At 70.3% G+C, this 20,771-nt stretch carries 13 protein-coding genes, 1 tRNA gene and 1 rRNA gene; 3 read left to right on the top strand and 12 right to left on the bottom strand.

The features are described from left to right. Nucleotides 1-45 precede the first annotated feature (45 nt). Nucleotides 46-846 (top strand): Fpg/Nei family DNA glycosylase, encoded by an 801-nt coding sequence (locus tag ACZ516_RS31890; protein ID WP_358581997.1) that lies wholly within the window; start codon nt 46-48, stop codon nt 844-846. A 118-nt stretch (nt 847-964) separates the two neighbouring features. Continuing rightward, complete coding sequence (locus tag ACZ516_RS31885) at nt 965-1,798, top strand: SDR family NAD(P)-dependent oxidoreductase (protein WP_469013068.1); 834 nt, start codon at nt 965-967, stop codon at nt 1,796-1,798. Between the two features lie 411 nt (nt 1,799-2,209). On the opposite strand, the gene ACZ516_RS31880 is transcribed toward ACZ516_RS31885, so the two are convergent. The 9 genes from ACZ516_RS31880 to ACZ516_RS31840 all read right to left on the bottom strand — a co-directional run bounded on the left by ACZ516_RS31880 (nt 2,210) and on the right by ACZ516_RS31840 (nt 16,713). Further along, complete coding sequence (locus ACZ516_RS31880) at nt 2,210-2,680, bottom strand: Dps family protein (protein ID WP_358581991.1); 471 nt, start codon at nt 2,678-2,680, stop codon at nt 2,210-2,212. 226 nt (nt 2,681-2,906) lie between these two features. Then, nucleotides 2,907-3,281: a helix-turn-helix domain-containing protein gene (locus ACZ516_RS31875; protein ID WP_358581988.1), complete on the bottom strand. Its 375-nt coding sequence runs from the start codon at nt 3,279-3,281 to the stop codon at nt 2,907-2,909. Nucleotides 3,282-3,390: 109 nt separating this feature from the next. Next, nucleotides 3,391-3,972 carry a CinA family protein gene (locus ACZ516_RS31870; protein ID WP_361088091.1) on the bottom strand — a complete coding sequence of 194 codons (582 nt, stop codon included), beginning with the start codon at nt 3,970-3,972 and terminating at the stop codon, nt 3,391-3,393. Next, nucleotides 3,969-4,670 carry a CDP-diacylglycerol--glycerol-3-phosphate 3-phosphatidyltransferase gene (pgsA, locus tag ACZ516_RS31865; protein WP_358699840.1) on the bottom strand — a complete coding sequence of 234 codons (702 nt, stop codon included), beginning with the start codon at nt 4,668-4,670 and terminating at the stop codon, nt 3,969-3,971. Before pgsA ends, ACZ516_RS31870 begins: the two co-directional genes overlap by 4 nt. Further along, nucleotides 4,667-6,139: a 30S ribosomal protein S12 methylthiotransferase RimO gene (gene rimO, locus ACZ516_RS31860; RefSeq protein ID WP_358581980.1), complete on the bottom strand. Its 1,473-nt coding sequence runs from the start codon at nt 6,137-6,139 to the stop codon at nt 4,667-4,669. Before rimO ends, pgsA begins: the two co-directional genes overlap by 4 nt. 137 nt (nt 6,140-6,276) lie before the next feature. Then, nucleotides 6,277-7,122, bottom strand: a complete 846-nt coding sequence (locus ACZ516_RS31855; protein ID WP_467466757.1) for a helix-turn-helix domain-containing protein — start codon at nt 7,120-7,122, stop codon at nt 6,277-6,279. A gap of 243 nt (nt 7,123-7,365) precedes the next feature. Further along, nucleotides 7,366-10,152, bottom strand: coding sequence for a DNA translocase FtsK (locus ACZ516_RS31850; RefSeq protein WP_361088087.1), 2,787 nt, complete (start codon nt 10,150-10,152; stop codon nt 7,366-7,368). 125 nt (nt 10,153-10,277) lie between these two features. After that, on the bottom strand, nt 10,278-10,961 hold the full coding sequence (locus tag ACZ516_RS31845; protein ID WP_358700445.1) for a response regulator: 684 nt from the start codon (nt 10,959-10,961) through the stop codon (nt 10,278-10,280). Nucleotides 10,962-11,205: 244 nt separating this feature from the next. Then, on the bottom strand, nt 11,206-16,713 hold the full coding sequence (locus ACZ516_RS31840) for a HAMP domain-containing protein (RefSeq protein ID WP_361088083.1): 5,508 nt from the start codon (nt 16,711-16,713) through the stop codon (nt 11,206-11,208). Between the two features lie 334 nt (nt 16,714-17,047). On the opposite strand from ACZ516_RS31840, the gene ACZ516_RS31835 reads away from it, so the two are divergent. Further along, nucleotides 17,048-19,669: a SpoIIE family protein phosphatase gene (locus ACZ516_RS31835; RefSeq protein WP_469013065.1), complete on the top strand. Its 2,622-nt coding sequence runs from the start codon at nt 17,048-17,050 to the stop codon at nt 19,667-19,669. Nucleotides 19,670-19,737: 68 nt separating this feature from the next. On the opposite strand, the gene ACZ516_RS31830 is transcribed toward ACZ516_RS31835, so the two are convergent. The 3 genes from ACZ516_RS31830 to rrf all read right to left on the bottom strand — a co-directional run. Then, nucleotides 19,738-19,810 (bottom strand) — tRNA-Thr (locus ACZ516_RS31830). Nucleotides 19,811-19,905: 95 nt separating this feature from the next. Then, the gene (locus ACZ516_RS31825; RefSeq protein WP_469013238.1) at nt 19,906-20,568 is read right to left on the bottom strand and encodes a DegT/DnrJ/EryC1/StrS family aminotransferase; all 663 of its coding nucleotides are present in this window, start codon (nt 20,566-20,568) and stop codon (nt 19,906-19,908) included. Nucleotides 20,569-20,683: 115 nt separating this feature from the next. Then, nucleotides 20,684-20,771, bottom strand: a 5S ribosomal RNA gene (gene rrf / locus ACZ516_RS31820); the annotation flags it as partial.

Here is a 20,771-nt window from a genome sequence, read left to right as displayed (position 1 = left end):
GGCAGCCAGACCCCCGCACCGCCCACCCCGTGCCACCCTGGAGCCATGCCCGAAGGAGATACCGTCCACCAGGCAGCCCGGCGGCTGCACAGCGCCCTCGCGGGGCACGCCCTCACGCGCTCCGATCTGCGCGTGCCCAAGCTCGCGACGGTCGACCTCACCGGCCGCACCGTCCTGGACGTGACCCCGAGGGGAAAGCACCTGCTCACGCGGATCGAGGGCGGGCTCACCCTGCACTCCCACCTCCGCATGGACGGCGCCTGGCGGATCTACGCCCCCGGCGAGCCCTGGCGCGGCGGCCCGGGCCACCAGATCCGGGCCATCCTCGGCACCGCCGAGCGCACCGCCGTCGGATACCGCCTGCCCGTCCTAGAACTGCTCCGCACCGCCGACGAGGACAAGGCCGTGGGCCACCTGGGCCCCGACCTCCTCGGCCCGGACTGGGACCCCGAACGCGCGCTGACCAACCTGCGGGCCACACCGGAACGCGCCCTCGGTGAGGCCCTCTTGGACCAGCGGAATCTCGCCGGCATCGGCAACGTCTACAAGAGCGAGCTCTGCTTCCTCCTGGGAGTCACTCCCTGGCTCCCCGTCGGCGAGCTATCCGAGGACCTGACGGCCCGTCTCCCCGTCCTCTCCAAGAAGCTTTTGGAGGCGAACCGCCACCGCCCCTCCCGTACCACCACGGGCCACGACCGCCCCGGCCGCCGCCTGTACGTGTACGGCCGCGCGCGTCAACCCTGCCTGCGCTGCGGCACCCCGGTCCGGGTGGCGGAACAGGGCGACGGCACGCGCAGCCGCCCAACCTACTGGTGCCCGACCTGCCAACAGGGCCCGACCCCCTGACCCGACGGCCGACCCCCGCACCCGCACGCGCACCCGCACCCGCACCCGCACCCACGTACACACACGCGCCACGCACACCCAGTTGACGCACCGTCAGATCCGGTCGTACCGTCCCGTCATGCCCCTCAAGGCGTACGACCTCACGGGACGCACCGCGTTCGTCACGGGTGCCGCCGGCGGTATCGGCCGGGCGTCGGCCCTGCTCCTGGCCGAGGCGGGCGCCACTGTCCACTGCGCCGACCGCGACACCCATGGGCTCGACCAGACCGCGACGCTCATCAAGAAGAAGGTCGGCGGCGAAGCCCATGCGCACCCGCTGGACGTCACCGACAAAGACCAGGTCGACCGAGCCGTCGCGGCCGCCGCGGCCACCGCGCCCCACGGCCGGCTGGACGTCATGGCGGCCATCGCCGGAATCATGCACAGCAGCCCGGTCCTGGAGACGCGCGACGAGGACCTCGACCGGGTCATGAACATCAACTTCAAGGGCGTGCTGTACGCATGTCAGGCGGCAGCCCGCACCATGATCCACGCGAACCGGGACCCTGCACCGGAAGCGAACCCAGCCGCGGTCACCGCGAGCCCCGCAGGCGGCAGCATCATCACCATGGCCTCGGGGGCGGTGGGCACCGGCGCCCCCGGCCTCCTCTGCTACGGCGCGGCGAAAGCCGCCGTCGTCCAGCTCACCAGGACCCTGGCGACAGAAGTGGGCCCCCACGGCATCCGGGTCAACGCCATCGCGCCGGGGTGGATCCGCACCCCGATGACCGAGCGCCACGACGCGCGGGCCCAGGCACACACCGAGGGGATCATGGCGCGGATGTCGCCCCTGGGCCGCGTCGGCGAACCGGACGAGATCGCGCACACCGTGCTGCACCTGGCCTCCGACGCCTCTTCCTTCACGACGGGCCAGATTTTCCGCCCCAACGGCGGCGTCGCCATGCCCTGGTGACCCGCGCCTCCCGCGCCCCGGTCGGCCCCGACCGCCGCGCGGCCCGCGCCCGCGCTCGGGCCCTCGCCGGCCCCAGTGCCCGGGATTCCGGCACACAGTGGACGGGAAGGAGGCTCAGCCCCCACCCCCCGATCGCGGCAGCCCCCTCCAGGGCCCCCGCGTCGGACGTGAAGGCGAGCCTCAGCATTCCCCACCACCACAGCGCCCCGAGACCAAGGGCAGGCACCCAGCGCACGATCCGCCACGCCACGGCTGTCACGCTCACGGCTATCACGGCTGCCACCTCCCGCCGACGCGAGATCGACGCTAAACGCCCTGGTTCACCCCTCGGGAGGGCGTACCACCGGCAACGGAAGCACTACGCGGCGCACGGAGCGCCAAACCGAGGCACCGCCCCGCACAAGCGCCGGCTCAGCCGTTCTCCGCTTGGAACATCCAGTGGTGCTTCTCCAGGTCGGCCGTGATGCCGATGAAGATGTCCTGGCTGACCGGGTCGGCCTCACCGGTCGCGTCGATCCGCTCACGGAACCGCGTGATCACCGCGCCGAGCGCGTCCACGAGGACGCCGATCGCGTCCGAGTCCTTGATCCAACCCTCGGGGGTCTTGCCGATGCCGGTGCTCTGCGCGACGGTCGCCGCCCGCCCGTCGGGCGAGACACCCAGCGTCGAGGCGCGCTCCGCCACCGTGTCGGAGTGCTGCCTGGCGGTGTCCACGACCTCGTCGAGCTGCAGATGTACGGAGCGGAAGCGCGGGCCGATCACGTTCCAGTGGACCTGCTTGGCCACCAGGGAGAGGTCGACCAGGTCCACCAGCGCGCCCTGCAGCGCCTCCGAGACCGTCTTCTGATCCGCGTCGGACAGCGGGCTCTTGGCGACGTACATCTGTCTCCTCCAACTCATCGACGATCGAGAGAAATCCTCATCAACCATGGCATAAGTACGCCAATATGGCCGATCAAGAGGTCTTCTATCCCCTTCGGGAGCTTCTACACAGGACGTCCGTCCCACCGCGCAGGACGTTTCACCCCCGGGAGAACGCCGAAGGTCCCGACCGGATACCCGGTCGGGACCTTCCGCAAGCAGGGCGCTCAGCCGCTCGGCGACGCCATCACGCCGCGACGACGTCCACCGCCTCGGCCGGAGCCTTGATCGTGACTCGGTCGGGCGGCACACCGGCCACCGAGACGGAATTGAGCATCGGGCGAACCGGCGCACGCACCGGCTCCGTGACAGTTGCAGACTCAGCCAGCTCGGCGAGCGACAGTTCGTCGCTCACTTCACGCATCAGCTCGGACATCCGTACGTCAAGCGCGTCGCAGATCGCGGAAAGCAGCTCGGAGGAAGCCTCCTTCTGCCCCCGCTCCACCTCGGAGAGATAGCCGAGCGAGACTCGGGCGGACGAGGAGACTTCGCGCAGAGTACGGCCCTGGCGCTGGCGCTGCCGACGCAGCACGTCACCCAGCAGGCGACGGAGCAGAATCATCGGTGGCTCCCTCCTCGGACCGCGTAGCCGCATCCTTCACGCCCCACCGTACCGCCTCGCGCGGCGGCCGTGCGGGGAGCGATGTCGTGTTCACTCAGGGCTGCAAACATCAGTACCCCCCGTTCTGTTCCGTATCCTGTGCCCCTCTGTTCCCGGCGGCTTCGCCCGAGAGCTGCTTGAGCAGCAGCGTGAGCACGCTCCGTACACTCTCCATACGGATTTCCGTACGGTCTCCGTTCAACCGCAGGGCGGAGACTTTCCCCTCGGCTCCGCCATCGGCGTAACCCCGCACACCGTCCTGGCCGGGCCCCGCGACCGCCACGAAAACGGTGCCGACGGGCTTGCCGTCCTGGGGCTCGGGCCCCGCCACACCGGTGGTCGCAATGCCCCAGTCGGCGCCGAGCGCCTTGCGGACGCCGACCGCCATCTGGCGCGCGACCTCGGGATCCACGGCCCCGCGTTCGTCCAGCAGAGTGCCGTCGACGCCGAGCACGTCCCGCTTCAGCTCGGTGGCGTACGCCGTCACGGAGCCCCGGAAGACCATCGAGGCCCCGGGCGCCGCCGTCACCTCGGCGGCCACCAGACCCCCCGTGAGCGACTCGGCGACCGCCAGCGTCTCGCCGCGCGCGGCGAGGAGCCGCAGCAGCCTGCTCGCCGTCACCGCGGAAGCGGAGAGTCCGGGGGATGTCACTTCGCGGCCTCCCGGGCGGATGCGATCTCCGCCGCACGTTCCTCGGCCATGCCCTGCCTGCGCAGCACCACGGCCTGCTTCACATAGTCGAGTCCGGTCACCACCGTCAGCACGACGGCGACCGCCATCATCCAGAACCGCAGCGTCGCGAGCGGTCCCGTCAGGGCGAGAACGTACATCCCGACCGCCGTGCCCTGCGCCAGCGTCTTCATCTTGCCGCCGCGGCTGGCCGGAATGACTCCGTAACGGATCACCCAGAACCGCAACAGCGTGATGCCCAGCTCACGTCCCAGGATCACCCCGGTGACCCACCACGGCAGGTCGCCGAGCCAGGACAGGCAGATCAGCGCGGACCCCATGATCGCCTTGTCGGCGATCGGGTCCGCGATCTTCCCGAAGTCCGTGACCAGGTTGTACGTCCGGGCCAGGTGGCCGTCGAAGAGATCGGTGATCATGGCGACCGCGAAGGCGGCCCAGGCGAACGACCGCCAGGCCGGGTCATGGCCGCCGTTGCCGAGCAACAGCATCACAAAGCCCGGGACGAGCAGCAACCGGACCATGGTGAGGAGGTTGGCGACGTTCCACAGGCTGGCCTGATTGACCGCCGCAGCACCCAGCTTCCCGCCACGCGCCGGCTTGGCGCCCGGGGCGCCGTGCGTGCCGGGACCGCCTGGCGCGGATGCCGGGACGCCGGTCATCTGCCGGCCTCCTCGAGACACTCAGCCACCAAGTCCACGCCCTCCGTGCCGACGACCTTTGCCACGACCATACGGCCGACCCGCAGGCCGTCCCCACCGGTGGTGCCCGTCAGACGGATCTGGCCGTCCGTCTCCGGGGCCTGGTGCGCGGCGCGGCCCAGCGGCCCTTCTTCCTCGTCCAGGGACTCGACGAGGACCTCGACGCTCTCGCCGAGCCGCTCCTCGGCGCGCTGCGAGGTCAGGTCCTCCGCGAGCCGGGCGATGTGGGCAAGCCGCTCGTCGACGACGTCCTGGTCCAGCTTCTGGTCGTACGTCGCCGCCTCGGTGCCCTCCTCGTCGGAGTAGCCGAAGACGCCGATGGCGTCCAGGCGCGCGCCGGTGAGGAAACGCTCCAGCTCCGCGAGGTCGGACTCGGTCTCGCCGGGGAAGCCGACGATGAAGTTGGAGCGGACACCGGCCTGCGGCGCCTTGGACCGGATGGTCTCCAGCAGCTCCAGGAAGCGGTCGGTGTCACCGAAGCGCCGCATCGCGCGCAGCACGCCGGGCGCGGAGTGCTGGAAGGACAGGTCGAAGTAGGGGGCGACCTTCTCCGTCGAGGTGAGGACGTCGATGAGGCCGGGCCGCATCTCGGCGGGCTGCAGGTAGCTGACCCGCACCCGCTCGATCCCGTCGACGGCGGCCAGCTCGGGCAGCAGCGTCTCCAGGAGGCGGATGTCGCCGAGGTCCTTGCCGTACGAGGTGTTGTTCTCCGAGACGAGCATGACCTCCTTGACGCCCTGCTCGGCGAGCCAGCGGGTCTCGCCGAGGACGTCGGAGGGGCGGCGCGAGATGAAGGAGCCGCGGAAGGACGGAATGGCGCAGAACGAGCAGCGCCGGTCGCAGCCCGAGGCCAGCTTCACGGAGGCGACGGGGCTGGTGCCGAGGCGGCGGCGCAGCGGGGCACGCGGCCCCGACGCCGGCGCGACCCCCTCGGGCAGGTCCTGGGGGGCCGCCACGGGGGCGTGCCCGGGCAGGGCGACACCGGCCCCGGCGTCCTGGCGCTCCGCGGGGCTGATCGGCAGCAGCTTGCGCCGGTCGCGTGGGGTGTGCGCCTCGACGCTGCCGCCGCTCAGGATGGTCTGCAGCCGGTTGGAGATGTCGGAGTAGTCGTCGAACCCGAGCACACCGTCGGCCTCGGGGAGCGCGTCGGCGAGTTCCTTGCCGTACCGCTCGGCCATGCAGCCGACCGCGACGACGGCCTGGGTCTTGCCGTGGCCCTTGAGGTCATTGGCTTCGAGCAGGGCGTCGACGGAGTCCTTCTTGGCGGCTTCGACGAAGCCACAGGTGTTGACGACGGCGACATCCGCGTCCTGGGCGTCCTCGACGAGCTGCCAGCCGTCCGCCTCCAAGCGGCCTGCGAGCTCCTCCGAGTCCACCTCGTTACGGGCGCAGCCAAGAGTGACAAGGGCGACGGTGCGGCGTTCGGGCATGCTCTCAAGACTACTTCGTCCCCGCCTCGGCACCCGCCGCCAGGGTTACCCGGCGGTCGGCTCATGGTCCTCGGCACGTCACCCGCAGGTCACCGCGGTCCCGGCCGCGGTGCAGGTCAGGGCCTGTACGGCGCCGGTCAGCCGACTTCCGGGTCGCCCTTGGTGTACGTGAGGCGCTCCACCTGGCCGGGCTCGAATTCGTTCTGGACCGGCTTGCCGTTCACGAACAGGTCGATCGCGCCGGCGTCGCCGAGGACGAGGTCGATCTTCTGCTTGTCCTGGAAGGTCTTGGCCTGGCCCTGCTCCAGGACGCCGTCGAAGAGGGTGCGGCCGCTGTGGTCCTTCGCCGAGATCCAGCTGCGGCCGTCGGCGGCGTCGACCCTGACGGTGACCTTGTCCCGGGGCACCCCGGCGATGGCGCTGTCCGAGGGGTCGGGCTTGGGGTCGGCGGGCTTGGCGGCCTTGGGCTTGGGGGCGGGCTTGGTGCCGCCGGCCGAGGTGCCCTCGGCGACCGACTTCGATCCGTCGCTCTCGTCGCCGCCGTTGAACGCGGTGAAGCCGACGAAGCCGATCACCGCGACGATCGCGGCGACCATGGCGGCGGTCCAGTTCGGCCGGCGCGGGTCGGAGCGGATGCGCTCGGCCTCGAAGAGGGGCGCCGCGGGTGTGGGCGCGGGCGGTCGGCCGCCGTGGCCCTCGTCGTACTGGGCCAGCAGCGGGGCCGGTTCGAGCCCCACGGCGCGCGCCAGCGTCCTGATGTGACCGCGCGCGTACACGTCGCCGCCGCAGCGGGAGAAGTCGTCCTGTTCGATCGCGTGCACGATGGGGATCCGCACCCGGGTGGAGGTGCTGATCTCGTCCACGGTCAGGCCGGCGGCGACGCGGGCCTGGCGCAGGGCGGTGCCGATCGAGGGCCGGTCGTCGTCCCGGAGGTCACCTGCCGGGGTGTCGTCCGCCGGGCCGTCGGGTGCGGGGCCGGCGATTCGGTCGAGGCGGTCGTCCGAAGGTCGGTCGTCTTCAGGGGAGTTGCCGATGGACACGGGGGCGCCTTTCGCGTGTAGCCACCTGCCGGAGGTTCAGTTTACGGGGGCCGAGAAAGGGTGGGGCAACCGGACGGACGGACTTTGTACGCCATCGGAATGGCCGGACATCCCGATGGCGGGACACTGTGCTGTCCCCTTCCTCAACTTGACGTATGCCCGGGGGAAACGGTTGCCTCGCGACCCTTACGGGTGAGCCTCCCCGCGGATCACGGCGAGCACGCCGTCCAGCTCGTCGGGCTTGACCAGGACGTCACGCGCCTTGGAGCCCTCGCTGGGGCCCACGATGGAGCGCGACTCCATGAGGTCCATCAGCCGGCCGGCCTTGGCGAAGCCGACGCGCAGCTTGCGCTGGAGCATCGACGTGGACCCGAACTGGGTGGATACGACCAGCTCAGCGGCCTGGCACAGCAGGTCGAGGTCGTCGCCGATGTCCTCGTCGATCTCCTTCTTCTGCTTGCTGCCGACGGTCACGTCGTCGCGGAAGACGGGCGCCATCTGGTCCTTGCAGTGCTGGACCACCGCGTGGATCTCGTCCTCGGTGACGAACGCGCCCTGCATGCGGGTGGGCTTGTTGGCCCCCATCGGCAGGAAGAGACCGTCACCCTTTCCGATGAGTTTCTCGGCACCCGGTTGGTCGAGGATGACGCGGCTGTCCGCCAGCGAAGAGGTCGCGAAGGCGAGCCGGGACGGTACGTTCGCCTTGATCAGGCCGGTCACGACGTCCACCGAGGGCCGCTGTGTGGCGAGCACCAGGTGGATGCCGGCCGCGCGCGCGAGCTGCGTGATGCGCACGATCGAGTCCTCGACGTCGCGCGGCGCGACCATCATCAGGTCGGCCAGCTCGTCCACGATCACCAGCAGATACGGGTAGGGCTGCAGCTCCCGCTCGCTGCCCTCGGGCGTCTTGAGCTTGCCCTCGCGCACGGCCCGGTTGAAGTCGTCGATGTGGCGGTAGCCGAAGGCGGCGAGGTCGTCGTAGCGCAGGTCCATCTCGCGTACGACCCACTGGAGGGCCTCGGCGGCCTTCTTCGGGTTGGTGATGATGGGCGTGATCAGGTGCGGGATGCCCTCGTACGCCGTGAGCTCGACGCGCTTGGGGTCGACGAGGACCATCCGCACGTCCTCGGGCGTCGCTCTTATCATGATCGAAGTGATCAGGCAGTTGATGCACGACGACTTGCCCGAGCCAGTGGCTCCGGCGACCAGGATGTGCGGCATCTTCGCCATGTTGGCCATGACGTAGCCGCCCTCGACGTCCTTGCCGAGCGCCACCAGCATCGGGTGGTCGTCCTCGGCGGCGTCCGCGAGGCGCAGAACGTCGCCGACGTTGACCATCTCGCGGTCGGTGTTGGGGATCTCGATGCCGACCGCGGACTTGCCGGGGATCGGCGAGATGATCCGCACGTCAGGGGAGGCGACCGCGTACGCGATGTTCTTGGCCAGCGCCGTGATCTTCTCGACCTTCACGGCGGGGCCGAGCTCGATCTCGTAGCGCGTGACCGTCGGGCCGCGCGTGAAGCCGGTGACGACGGCGTCCACCTTGAACTCCGTGAACACGTTCGTCAGCGAGGCCACGACGGCGTCGTTGGCGGCGCTGCGGGTCTTGCCGGGTCCGCCGCGCTCAAGGAGGTCGAGCGAGGGCAGCGCGTACGTGATGTCGCCGGCGAGCTGGAGCTGCTCGGCGCGCGGCGGCAGCTCGCGCGGGGTCTCGGGAGCGGACTTGGTGAGGTCCGGCACGACACTGCGCGCCGGCTCCCCCAGGTTCCGGGCGGACTCCTGCGGCTTCTTCTTCAGCTCGCCGGGCACGGGGGCGCCGGTGGCCCGCGCCGGCGGTACCGGAGCCGTGCGCGCGCGCTCCTCCTGCTCCCCGGAGACGCCCTGCGTCAGATCCGCGACCAGCGGTGAGGGCGGCATGCCGTGCAGGACGGCACCGTCCAGATCGGCGGCGGCGGCCGCCGCCACGTCCACGGCGTCCGGGTGTACGGGGCTCTTGCGCGGCCTGCGCCGTTTGGTGAGCGCCTCCTCCTCGGCGAGGTCGGGCGCGTACGCGTCGGGCGCGGGGGCGCGGCGCCGCGCGGAGCGGGCGGGCGGCGCCTGACGCCACTGCTCGTCGTAGCCGGCGTCGTAGTCGTAGTCGTAGTCGTCGTCGGCGAAGTCCTCCGCCCCGGGTTCCGGTTGGATCACGCCGAGCTTGACGCCGAGCAGCCGCAACCGCTGCGGGATGGCGTTGACGGGGGTGGCCGTGACGACCAGCAGTCCGAAGACGGTGAGCAGCACCAGCAGCGGCACCGCGAGGATGTCGCCCATGGTGAAGGTCAGCGGCGTGGCGGCACCCCAGCCGATCAGCCCTCCGGCGTCCCTTATCGCCTGCATGCCGTCGCTGCGGGCCGGTGCGCCGCACGCGACGTGGACCTGCCCGAGGACCCCGATGACCAGGGCGGACAGGCCGATCACGATGCGGCCGTTGGCCTCGGGCCGCTCGGGGTGTCGGATGAGGCGTACGGCGATGGCGCCGACCAGGAGCGGCACGAGCAGGTCCAGGCGGCCGAAGGCGCCGGTCACCAGGACCTCGACCAGTTCGCCGACCGGGCCCCGCAGGTTGGACCAGGTGCCCGCGGCGACGATCAGGGCGATGCCGAGCAGCAGCAGCGCGAGGCCGTCCTTGCGGTGCGCCGGGTCGAGTCCCTTCGCGCCGCGCCCTATGCCGCGGAACATCGCGCCGACCGCGTGGGCGACACCCAGCCACACGGCACGCACCAGGCGGTACAGGCCGCTGGTGGCGCTGGGGGCGGGCACGGGAGCCGGCCTCCGCGCCGCGACCTTCTTGGCCGGGGCCTTCCGCGCGGGCGCCTTCCTCGGCGCGGCCCTTTTCACGGGCGGCTTGGCGGCGGCCTTCCTCACCGGAGCCTTCGTCGGCGCGACCGCCTTCTTCGCGGGCGTCTTCTTGGCTGCGGACTGACGTGAGGCCATGGGTGTGAGGTTACCGCTGCCGACCATTGCGGACACGTGTGCCCACTGCTTCACCCGTTCGTGTCGCCCCTGCGGAGGCGGCGAACTGACGGACGTTCACCGGGTCCGCGGGGCGGCACGGCCCGTCAGTTCTGCGAGGGGACCGAGGGGGTGCTGGTGCCGGTGCCCGGTTCCAGGGCGTCGAGAGCCCGCCGCAGGCCGGTCAGTTTGCGTTCGAGATGGGCGGCGGTGGCCACCGCCGCCGTGTCCGCCGACTCGTCGTCGAGCTGCTTGGAGAGCGCCTCGGCCTGCTCCTCGACGGCCGCGAGCCGCGCCGAGAGCTCGGCGAGCAGGCCCGCCGGCTCCTTCGGCTCGCCGGGCGCCGACTTGCCGCCGCCTTCGAGCTGGAGGCGCAGCAGGGCCGCCTGCTCCCGCAGTTGGCAGTTCTTCATGTACAGCTCGACGAAGACCGAGACCTTCGCGCGCAGCACCCACGGGTCGAACGGCTTGCTGATGTAGTCCACCGCGCCCGCCGCGTAGCCCCGGAAGGTGTGGTGCGGCCCGTGGTTGATGGCGGTGAGGAAAATGATCGGGATGTCCCGGGTCCGCTCCCGCCGCTTGATGTGCGCGGCGGTTTCGAAACCGTCCATTCCTGGCATCTGAACATCCAGCAGGATGACCGCGAAGTCGTCCGTGAGTAGTGCTTTGAGCGCTTCCTCCCCGGAAGATGCCCGCACCAGTGTCTGATCGAGCGCAGAGAGGATGGCCTCCAGCGCCAGCAGATTCTCCGGCCGGTCATCGACCAGGAGGATCTTGGCCTTCTGCACCATGGCCCGCCCTCCTCGCCCCGGCGAAACACCGGGCGCCGCCCCAGAGGACGACTCCCTTGCGCCGCCCGTCCTTGTGCCGGTCATCGTAGCCGCACCCCGCCTGTCGCCACACCCTGTCACCGCGATGTCACTGTGCACGTAGCAGAAACGCGATGGGAGACCAGAAGGTTCCCCGCATACCGTCGTTCTACACGACCTCGGCCACACTCTGTCGGCAACTCCGTGTGACGAAGCCGGTTCTCGGTCACTGACCGCGCATCCACTGCTCCATCACCGACAACAGGTGATCGGGATCGACCGGCTTGGTGACGTAGTCGGAAGCTCCGGACTCGATCGCCTTCTCCCGGTCGCCCTTCATGGCCTTCGCCGTGAGCGCGATGATCGGGAGCCCGGCGAACTGCGGCATCCTGCGGATCGCCGTCGTCGTCGCGTACCCGTCCATCTCGGGCATCATGATGTCCATCAGAACGACCGTCACATCATCGTGCTGCTCCAGCACTTCGATGCCCTCGCGGCCGTTCTCCGCGTACAGCACCGAGAGGCCGTGCTGCTCCAGGACGCTGGTGAGCGCGAAGACGTTGCGGATGTCGTCGTCGACGATCAGAACCTTCTCGCCGTCGAAGTGGAAGCCGCGCCGCGCGGGCTGCGCCTCCTGCGCCGGGGCGGCGGGCCACTGCTCCGGCCGGCGCTGGTCCTGCGCCCCGGCCGCCTGCTGCCCCGGTGTCATGGACGGCTGCTCCGGCGGGGACACCGACCGGCGGCGGCGCCGGAAGAGCGCCGCGGGACCCGCCGGCGTCTCCTGCCGTGCCGCTCCGCCCTCGTCCGGGGCCGTGGAATCGGCCGCCACAGCGCCCTCGGCCGCGGGCAGCTCCGCCGTCGAAGGGGCGGGCGTCAGCTGCGCGTAGCCCTGGGGCGGCAGTTCGCTGGCGTGCAGGGGCAAATAGAGCGTGAAGGTCGAACCGCGGCCCGGCTCGCTCTGGGCGTGGATCTCACCGCCGAGCAGGCGCGCGATCTCCCGGCTGATGGACAGACCGAGACCGGTGCCGCCGTACTTGCGGCTGGTCGTCCCGTCAGCCTGCTTGAAGGCCTCGAAGATGACCCGCATCTTGCTCGCCGCGATGCCGATGCCGGTGTCCGTCACGGAGAAGGCGATCAGGTCGGCTCCCGCGTCCCGCAGCGAGCCCGCCTCCAGGAGCTGCTCCCTGATCGCGTCGGGCACGTCGTTGTTGGCGTGCCGGATCACCAGCTCGACCGCTCCGGTGTCGGTGAACTTCACCGCGTTGGACAGGAGGTTGCGCAGCACCTGGAGCAGACGCTGCTCGTCGGTGTGCAAGGTGGCGGGCAGCTCGGGGGACACGCGTACGGAGAAGTCGAGTCCCTTCTCGGCGGTCAGCGGCCGGAAAGTGGCCTCTACGTAGTCGACGAGTTGCACAAGGGCGATGCGTGTCGGGGAGACGTCCATCTTGCCCGCCTCGACCTTGGAGAGGTCGAGGATGTCGTTGATGAGCTGGAGCAGGTCGGAGCCCGCGCCGTGGATCGTCTCGGCGAACTCCACCTGCTTGGGGGTGAGGTTGGAGTCCGCGTTGTCGGCGAGCAACTTGGCGAGGATCAGCAGGGAGTTGAGCGGCGTGCGCAGCTCGTGCGACATGTTCGCGAGGAACTCCGACTTGTAGCGCATGGAGACCGCGAGCTGTTCGGCCCGCTCCTCCAGGACCTGCCTGGCCTCTTCGATCTCGGTGTTCTTGACCTCGATGTCGCGGTTCTGCCGGGCCAGCAGCTCCGCCTTCTCCTCCAGCTCCGCGTTGGAGTCCTGGAGCGCCTTTTGGCGGTTCTCCAACTCGGCCGACCGCTCGCGCAGTTGCTCGGTCAGCTCCTGCGACTGCTTGAGCAGCACCTCGGTCTTCGTGTTGACGCTGATGGTGTTGACGCTCGTCGCGATCATCTCGGCGATCTGGCTGAGGAAGTCTTTCTGGATCTGGGTGAAGGGCTGGAACGAGGCCAGCTCGATCACGCCGAGGACGGTCCCCTCGAAGAGCACCGGCAACACGATGACCTGCGCGGGCGGCGCCTCACCGAGCCCGGAGGCGATCCGCAGGTAACCGGTGGGGGCGTTCTCCACGAGGATCGTGCGCCGCTCCTTGGCGGCCGTGCCGATCAGTGTCTCGCCGGGCCGGAAGGACGTCGGCATCGACCCCATGGAGTAGCCGTAGCTGCCGAGCATGCGCAGTTCGTACGCGTCCTCGCCGGCGCCCCCGACATCCGTGCCGTCGTCGGTGGGCATCGCCAGGAAGAACGCGCCGTGCTGCGCGGAGACCACCGGCGTCAGCTCGCTCATGATCAGCGAGGCGACGTCCTCCAGGTCGCGGCGGCCCTGCATCAGGCCCGAGATCCGCGCGAGGTTGCCCTTGAGCCAGTCCTGTTCCTTGTTGGCGAGGGTGGTGTCGCGAAGGTTCGCGATCATCGTGTTGATGTTGTCCTGGAGGACCTGGATCTCGCCGGCCGCGTCGACCTCGATCTTCAGGTTGAGGTCGCCGCGGGTCACCGCGGTGGCGACCTTGGCGATGGCGCGCACCTGACGGGTGAGGTTTCCGGCCATCTCGTTCACGGACTCGGTCAGGTCCCGCCAGGTGCCGTCGACGTCCCGCACGCGTGCCTGGCCGCCCAGCTGCCCCTCCGTGCCCACCTCGCGGGCGACCCGGGTGACCTGCTCGGCGAACGACGACAGCTGGTCCACCATGGTGTTGATGGTGGTCTTGAGCTCCAGGATCTCGCCCCGGGCGTCGATGTCGATCTTCTTGGTGAGGTCGCCCTTGGCGATCGCGGTGGTGACCATCGCGATGTTGCGGACCTGTCCGGTCAGGTTGGACGCCATCGAGTTCACGGACTCGGTGAGGTCCTTCCACGTACCCGAGACGCCCGGCACCCGCGCCTGGCCGCCCAGGATGCCGTCCGTGCCCACCTCACGGGCCACCCGCGTGACCTCGTCGGCGAACGAACTCAGCGTCGTCACCATGGTGTTGACCGTGTCGGCGAGCTGCGCGACCTCGCCGCGCGCCTCGACCGTGACCTTCTTGGTCAGGTCGCCGTTGGCGACCGCCGCGGAGACCTGGGAGATGTTGCGGACCTGGCTGGTCAGGTTGTTGGCCATCAGGTTGACGTTGTCGCTCAGGTCCTTCCAGATGCCGGTGACACCCGGCACCCGCGCCTGACCGCCCAACTGGCCCTCGGTGCCCACCTCACGGGCCACGCGCGTGACCTGCTCGGCGAACGAGGAGAGCTGGTCGACCATGGTGTTGACGGTCGTGACGAGTTCGAGGATCTCGCCCTTGGCGTCGACGGTGATCTTCTTGGAGAGGTCGCCCATGGCGACGGCCGTGGTGACCTCGGCGATGTTCCGCACCTGGAGGGTGAGGTTGTTCGCCATGCCGTTCACGGACTGCGTGAGGTCCTTCCAGGTGCCCGAGACGCCCTGGACCTCGGCCTGGCCGCCCAGGATGCCGTCGGTACCCACCTCGCGGGAGACCCGCGTGACCTGCTCCGCGAAGGCCGAGAGCTGGTCGACCATCGTGTTCAGGGTGTTCTTCAGCTCCAGGATCTCGCCGCGCGCGTCCACGTCGATCTTCTGGGACAGGTCACCGCGGGCCACCGCCGTCGCGACCTGCGCGATGTTGCGCACCTGGGCGGTGAGGTTGCCGGCCATGCCGTTCACGGAGTCCGTCAGGTCGCGCCACACACCGGCGACGCCCGGCACCTGCGCCTGCCCGCCGAGCCGCCCCTCGGTGCCCACCTCCCGGGCCACCCGGGTCACCTGGTCGGCGAAGGCGGAGAGCTGGTCGACCATCGTGTTGATGGTGTTCTTCAGCTCCAGGATCTCGCCCCGCGCGTCGACCTCGATCTTCTGCGACAGGTCACCGCGCGCCACGGCCGTCGTCACCTGCGCGATCTGACGCACCTGCGAGGTCAGGTTCCCCGCCATGAAGTTGACGGAGTCGGTGAGGTCCTTCCACGTACCGCTGACGCCGTCCACGCGCGCCTGACCGCCGAGACGGCCCTCGGTGCCCACGTCCCGCGCCATCCGCGTGACCTGGTCGGCGAAGGACGACAGCTGGTCCACCATCGTGTTCACGGTGTTCTTCAGCTGGAGCATCTCACCGGACACGTCGACGGTGACCTTCTGCGACAGGTCGCCGTTGGCCACCGCCGTCGTCACCTGCGCGATGTTGCGCACCTGCCCGGTGAGGTTGCGGAAGGCGGTGTTCACCGAGTCGGTGAGGTCCTTCCAGGTGCCGGCCGCGCCCTGTACCTGCGCCTGACCGCCCAGCTCACCCTCGACGCCGATCTCCCGCGCCACCCGCGTGACCTCGGAACCGAAGGCGGAGAGCTGGTCCACCATCGTGTTCACGGTGTTCTTCAGCTCGAGCATCTCGCCCGCGACGTCCACGGTGACCTTCTGCGACAGGTCGCCGTTCGCCACCGCCGTCGTCACCTGCGCGATGTCCCGCACCTGGGTCGTGAGGTTGCGGAAGACCGTGTTGACCGAGTCGGTCAGGTCCTTCCACGTGCCCGCCGCGCCCGGCACATTGGCCTGGCCGCCCAGCTGACCCTCGGCACCGACCTCGTTGGCCACGCGCGTGACCTCGTCCGCGAACGTGCGCAGGGTCTCGGTCATCTGGTTGATCGTCTCGGCGAGCTGGGCCACCTCGCCGCGCGCGCTCACCGTGACCTTCCGCGACAGATCGCCGTTCGCGACCGCCGTCGTCACCTCGGCGATGCCGCGAACCTGGGCGGTGAGGTTGCCGGCCATCAGGTTCACCGAATCGGTGAGGTCCTTCCACACGCCCGCCACACCCGGCACCTGCGCCTGGCCGCCGAGCTCGCCCTCCGTGCCGACCTCGCGGGCCACGCGGGTCACCTCGGAGGAGAACGAGGAGAGCTGGTCCACCATCGTGTTGACGGTGTTCTTCAGCTCCAGCATCTCGCCGGCGACGTGCACCGTGACCTTGCGGGACAGGTCACCCTTCGCCACGGCCGTCGTCACCAGCGCGATGTCCCGCACCTGCGCCGTCAGGCGGTACGCCATGGTGTTGACCGAGTCCGTGAGGTCCTTCCACGAACCGGACATCCCGCGCACCTTGGCCTGCCCGCCGAGCTTGCCCTCGGTACCGACCTCGCTGGCCACCCGCGTGACCTCGTCGGTGAAGGTGGACAGCTGGTCGACGAGGTTGTTGACCGTCCGCCCGACCTTCAGGAACTCCCCGCGCAGCGGATGGCCGTTCCCGTCCGCGCCCTGCGCCCGCAGCTCCATGCGCTGCTCCAGGTCGCCCTCCGCCACCGCGGACAGGACACGGCCGACCTCGGAGACCGGACGTACGAGATCGTCGACCAGGGCGTTGGACGCGTCGATCGCGGCGGCCCAGGAGCCCTCGCTCGCCCCGCCCTCGAGCCGTTCCGTGAGTTTCCCCTCACGCCCGACCATGCGCCGCACCCGCGAGAGCTCCCCCGTCAGGTGCAGATTCCGGTCGGCGACCTCGTTGAAGACGGCGGCGATCTGCGACATGACGTCGTCGCCGGAGACCGTCAGCCGCTTCCGGAAATTGCCGTCCCGCATCGCCACCAGCGCGGCGAGCAGCCGATTGAGCGCCGCCGCGTCCACTGCGGCGGTCGTCCCGTGACGCGGTTTGCGCTGTTTGTTCAGGGACTGTCCGTCTTTCGCGCGCGTGTCAGTGCCCCGCGTCGCTGCGCCAGACTCCACTGTGTCCCTCCCGCAAGGGTCGACCTACTGCTTGGCTGCTCGGGCTGTCCCCATGAAGCCTGCCCAGTGTTTCACCATGGCCGAACCAGGCCATAACAGTTCGGCAGCTTCGCACACCGGCCGCACACCCTCCGGGCGGAAACACCGACGACCGGCATCAGCATGGACGGCGAAGGTAAGTAACCTTGCATCCGGCTGTCCAACCACCCCGGTCCTGCCCGGCCAGGGCGGTGGTACACGAACAAGCGGGCATCGGAGGGGCGGCCGCACCATGAGTACGGGAGAACTGGGCGTCGATACAGTCGACACCGTCGATACTCATACGAGGAGTGCTGTGATCACCGCGCGTGCGGCTGCGACCTTCGAGCCCGTCGGGCGTTCCGTCGCCACGGCCCGCTCCTTCGTACGCGACACCCTTCAGGGCTGGGGGTTCTCCGACATCGTCGACGACGCGGTGGTCCTCACCAGCGAGCTGGTGACCAACGCGGTGGTGCACGCCGGCACGGCCGCCGACGTCCTGTGCCTGCGCAGCGAGGACGCCGTGCGCATCGAGGTCTCCGACCGCTATCCCGAGCGCGAGATCCCGCTCCAGCAGTCCGCCGCCACCATGGGCGGCCCGGACCGCGAGGGCGGCCGCGGCCTCCAGCTCTGCGCCGCGCTCGCCACCCGCTGGGGCGTCGACTACACCCCCACGAACAAGCAGGTCTGGTTCCAACTCGACCTCCCCCACCGCCCGGTGGGCACCCGCACCGCCGGCCCCTCGCTCCCCGCCGACCTGCTGCCCCTCGCCGACGGCAGGGTCCGCGTCGCCGTCATCCAGATCGACCGGGTGGGCGCCATCTGCGCCTGGAACGAAGACGCGGAGGAGCTGTTCGGCTACGCCGCCGAGCAGGTCATGGGCAAGCCCCTCAACGACCTGGCGGCATGGCCGCACACCCCCGGCACCAGTACGGGCATCGCCGAGGCCCTGCAACTGTCCCGCTGGGAGGGCAGCTACGGCATCCGCGGCTCCCACGGCCGCGTGATCCCCGTCTACGCCTCGCACCTGCGTGTCCGCGACAACGACGGCGAGCCCTCCACGGTCTGCCTGCTCGTCCGGGACGAGGAGCGCGCCGTGCTCCAGACCCCGCTGCGCGGCGCGACACCCGAGCAGGCCACCCGCAGCGAGCCGAACGCCGCCGACCCCTTCGAGATCTTCATCGGCTCCCCCGCCCCCGACGACCTCGACGGCCTGCTCCAGCGCACCGTGGAACGCGCCCGCGACATGCTCGACGGCGACGCGGCGTTCCTCCTCCTGGCCACCGACGACGAGACGGAGCTGGAGGTCCGCGCCTCCACCGGCCTGCCCTCGGCCCGCCAGCGCTTCGCCCGCGTCCCCGTCGAGGCGGGCCCCGGCCGCTACGGCTCGGCCCGCATGCCGGCCGTCCACGAGGACCTCACGGTCGTCCCCGGCGCCGTCCCGCTCCTGGGCGGTACGGGCATGCGCTCCGTCGTCACGGTCCCCCTCAAGGTCGAGGGCCGCCTCACCGGCTCCCTGGGCGTCGCCGCCGAGGCCCCCGACCGGTACTCGAACGAGGAGGCCCTGCGCCTGCAGTTCGCCGCCGACCGGATCGCCCTCGCCGTGGAGTCCGCGCGCCTCGGTGAGCTGGAGAGGCTCCGCCGCGGCTCGCTCTCCTTCCTCGTCGAGGCCTCCGACCTCCTCGCGGGCACGCTGGACCGCGACCAGACACTGGCGCTCATGGCCCAGATGACCGTCCCCACGCTCGCCACCTGGTGCGCCGTCTACACCATCGCCGACCAGTCCGCCGAGCCCTACCTCTCGTACGTCCTGCACGAGGACGAGGAGCGCATCGACGGGCTGAAGGCGCTGCTGTCCAAGATCTCCCCGCCCGACCCGGTCCCCACCCCGGGCGCACGCATCTGGTCCGCCCCTTCCGAGGCGGCGCATCAGGCGGCCCTGCGCACCTCCATGCGGAGCCTGGGCCTCGGCGAATCGCCGACGCTTGGCTCCGGCATCGGTACGACGCTCTCCACCGCCTCCGCGGTGGGCGGCGAGACGGTGGTCCTGCCCCTGGTCGCGCGCAACCGCGTCATCGGCATGCTCACTCTCGGTAAGCCGTCCGACGAGCACTTCCGCCAAGAGATCCTGGAATTGGCCGAAGATCTCTCCCGCCGAGCCGCCCTGGCCCTGGACAACGCCCGCCTGTACTCCGAGCGCACGGCCATCAGCCAGTCCCTCCAGCGCAGCCTGCTGCCGCCCGGCCTCCCCCAGATCCCGGGCGTGGAGGTCGAGGTCATCTACCGCGCGGCCGGCGAGGGCAACGAGGTCGGCGGCGACTTCTACGACCTCTTCCCGATCCGCGACGGCGCGTACGGCTTCGCGATCGGCGACGTCTGCGGCACGGGCCCCGAGGCCGCGGCCGTCACGGGCCTGGCCCGGCACGCCCTGCGCCTGCTCGCCCGCGAGGGCTTCGGCGGCCCCGCCGTCCTGGAGCGCCTGAACGCGGCGATCCTCGACGAGGGCGCCCGCAGCCGCTTCCTGACCCTGCTGTACGGCGAGCTGTGGCCGCAGGAGGACGGTTCGGCGGTCCTGAAGATCGTCTGTGCCGGTCACCCGCTGCCGCTGCGTCTGCGCCAGGACGGCACGGTCGAACCGTTCGCGGAACCGCAGCCGCTGCTCGGCGTCATGGACGACCTCGAACTGTACGAGGAGACGATGACGCTCGACCCCGGTGACGTCCTGCTGTGCGTGACGGACGGCGTCACCGAGCGCCGTGAGGGCACCCGCATGCTCGGCGACGACGGCCTCGCGGATGTCCTGACGACCTGCACGGGCCTTACGGCGGGCGCGGTGGCGGCCCGCATCATGCGCGCGGTGGAGCGCTTCGCCTCGGACGCGCCCTCGGACGACATGGCGATCCTCGCGATGCGCGTCCCTGGTCTCCAGAAGGACTGAACACGTCCCCAGAAGGACCGAACACAAAGAAGGCCTCCGTCCCACAGGACGGAGGCCTTCTTTATCTGAGCCCCCAAGCGGAATCGAACCGCTGACCTTCTCCTTACCATGGAGACGCTCTACCGACTGAGCTATAGGGGCCTGCTGCGCTTTGGGGGTTTTCCCCGCGGCAACGGAATAGATCATACCTGAAAACGAGGGTGCTCCGAACCGCCGCTTCCTTCTTCTGACTCCTGTCAGAAGGCGGGCTGCAGAAGGCCGCCCAACGCATTGCACGCGGAGACGACGCGCTGGAGGTCGCGCCGGGTCATCGACGCGTCGACCGGCAGTGCCAGGGTCTCGTCCGCGGCCCGCTCCGTCTCGGGCAGGCACACGTCGCGCCGGAACCGCGGCAGCCGGTGCGCCGGCGTCTTCACGGGCACCCAGCAGTTGACTCCCCTGGCGCGTACGGCGTGTGCGAACGCGTCCCGGTCGGGCCGCCCGTTGCCGGGCACGCGCACCACGTACTGCTGGTAACTGTGCCCGTCCGCGCCGTCCGGCGTCACGACTCCACTGAGCCGCCCGCTGAGGTACGCGGCGTGGGCCCGCCGGCGCTCGACGCCGTCGTCCGCGGCCTGCGCCTCACCGTGCTCCAGGACGAGCAGCCCGTGCCGCTGCCCCACGTCGCGAAGTCGCCGTACGTCGGCCTGGTGGCCGAAGCGGTGTACGACGATGACGGCGGCTGTCCGCGGGGTCACCGCGGCGGCGACGGCGTCCGGGGCGAGGCAGTACGACGCCGGCTCTATGTCGGCGAAGACCGGCAGCGCTCCGGCGAGGATCACCGCTTCGGCCACCTCGGTGTTCCCGTAGGCGGGCACGACGACCTCGTCGCCGGTACCGACGCCGGCGGCGCGCAACATTCCAACTGTCCCCATGTCTGCGGATGTTGGTCGCACAACGTGAACAGCAAGTTACGCGAAACAAAAAAGAGCTGGTCCCTGAACCGAAGTTCAGGGACCAGCTCTATCAAAAGGAGTTCGGCGGCGTCCTACTCTCCCACAGGGTCCCCCCTGCAGTACCATCGGCGCTGTGAGGCTTAGCTTCCGGGTTCGGAATGTAACCG

Source organism: Streptomyces sp. NPDC034037, from assembly GCF_055575715.1.
This window is presented reverse-complemented; position numbering and strand designations above follow the sequence as displayed.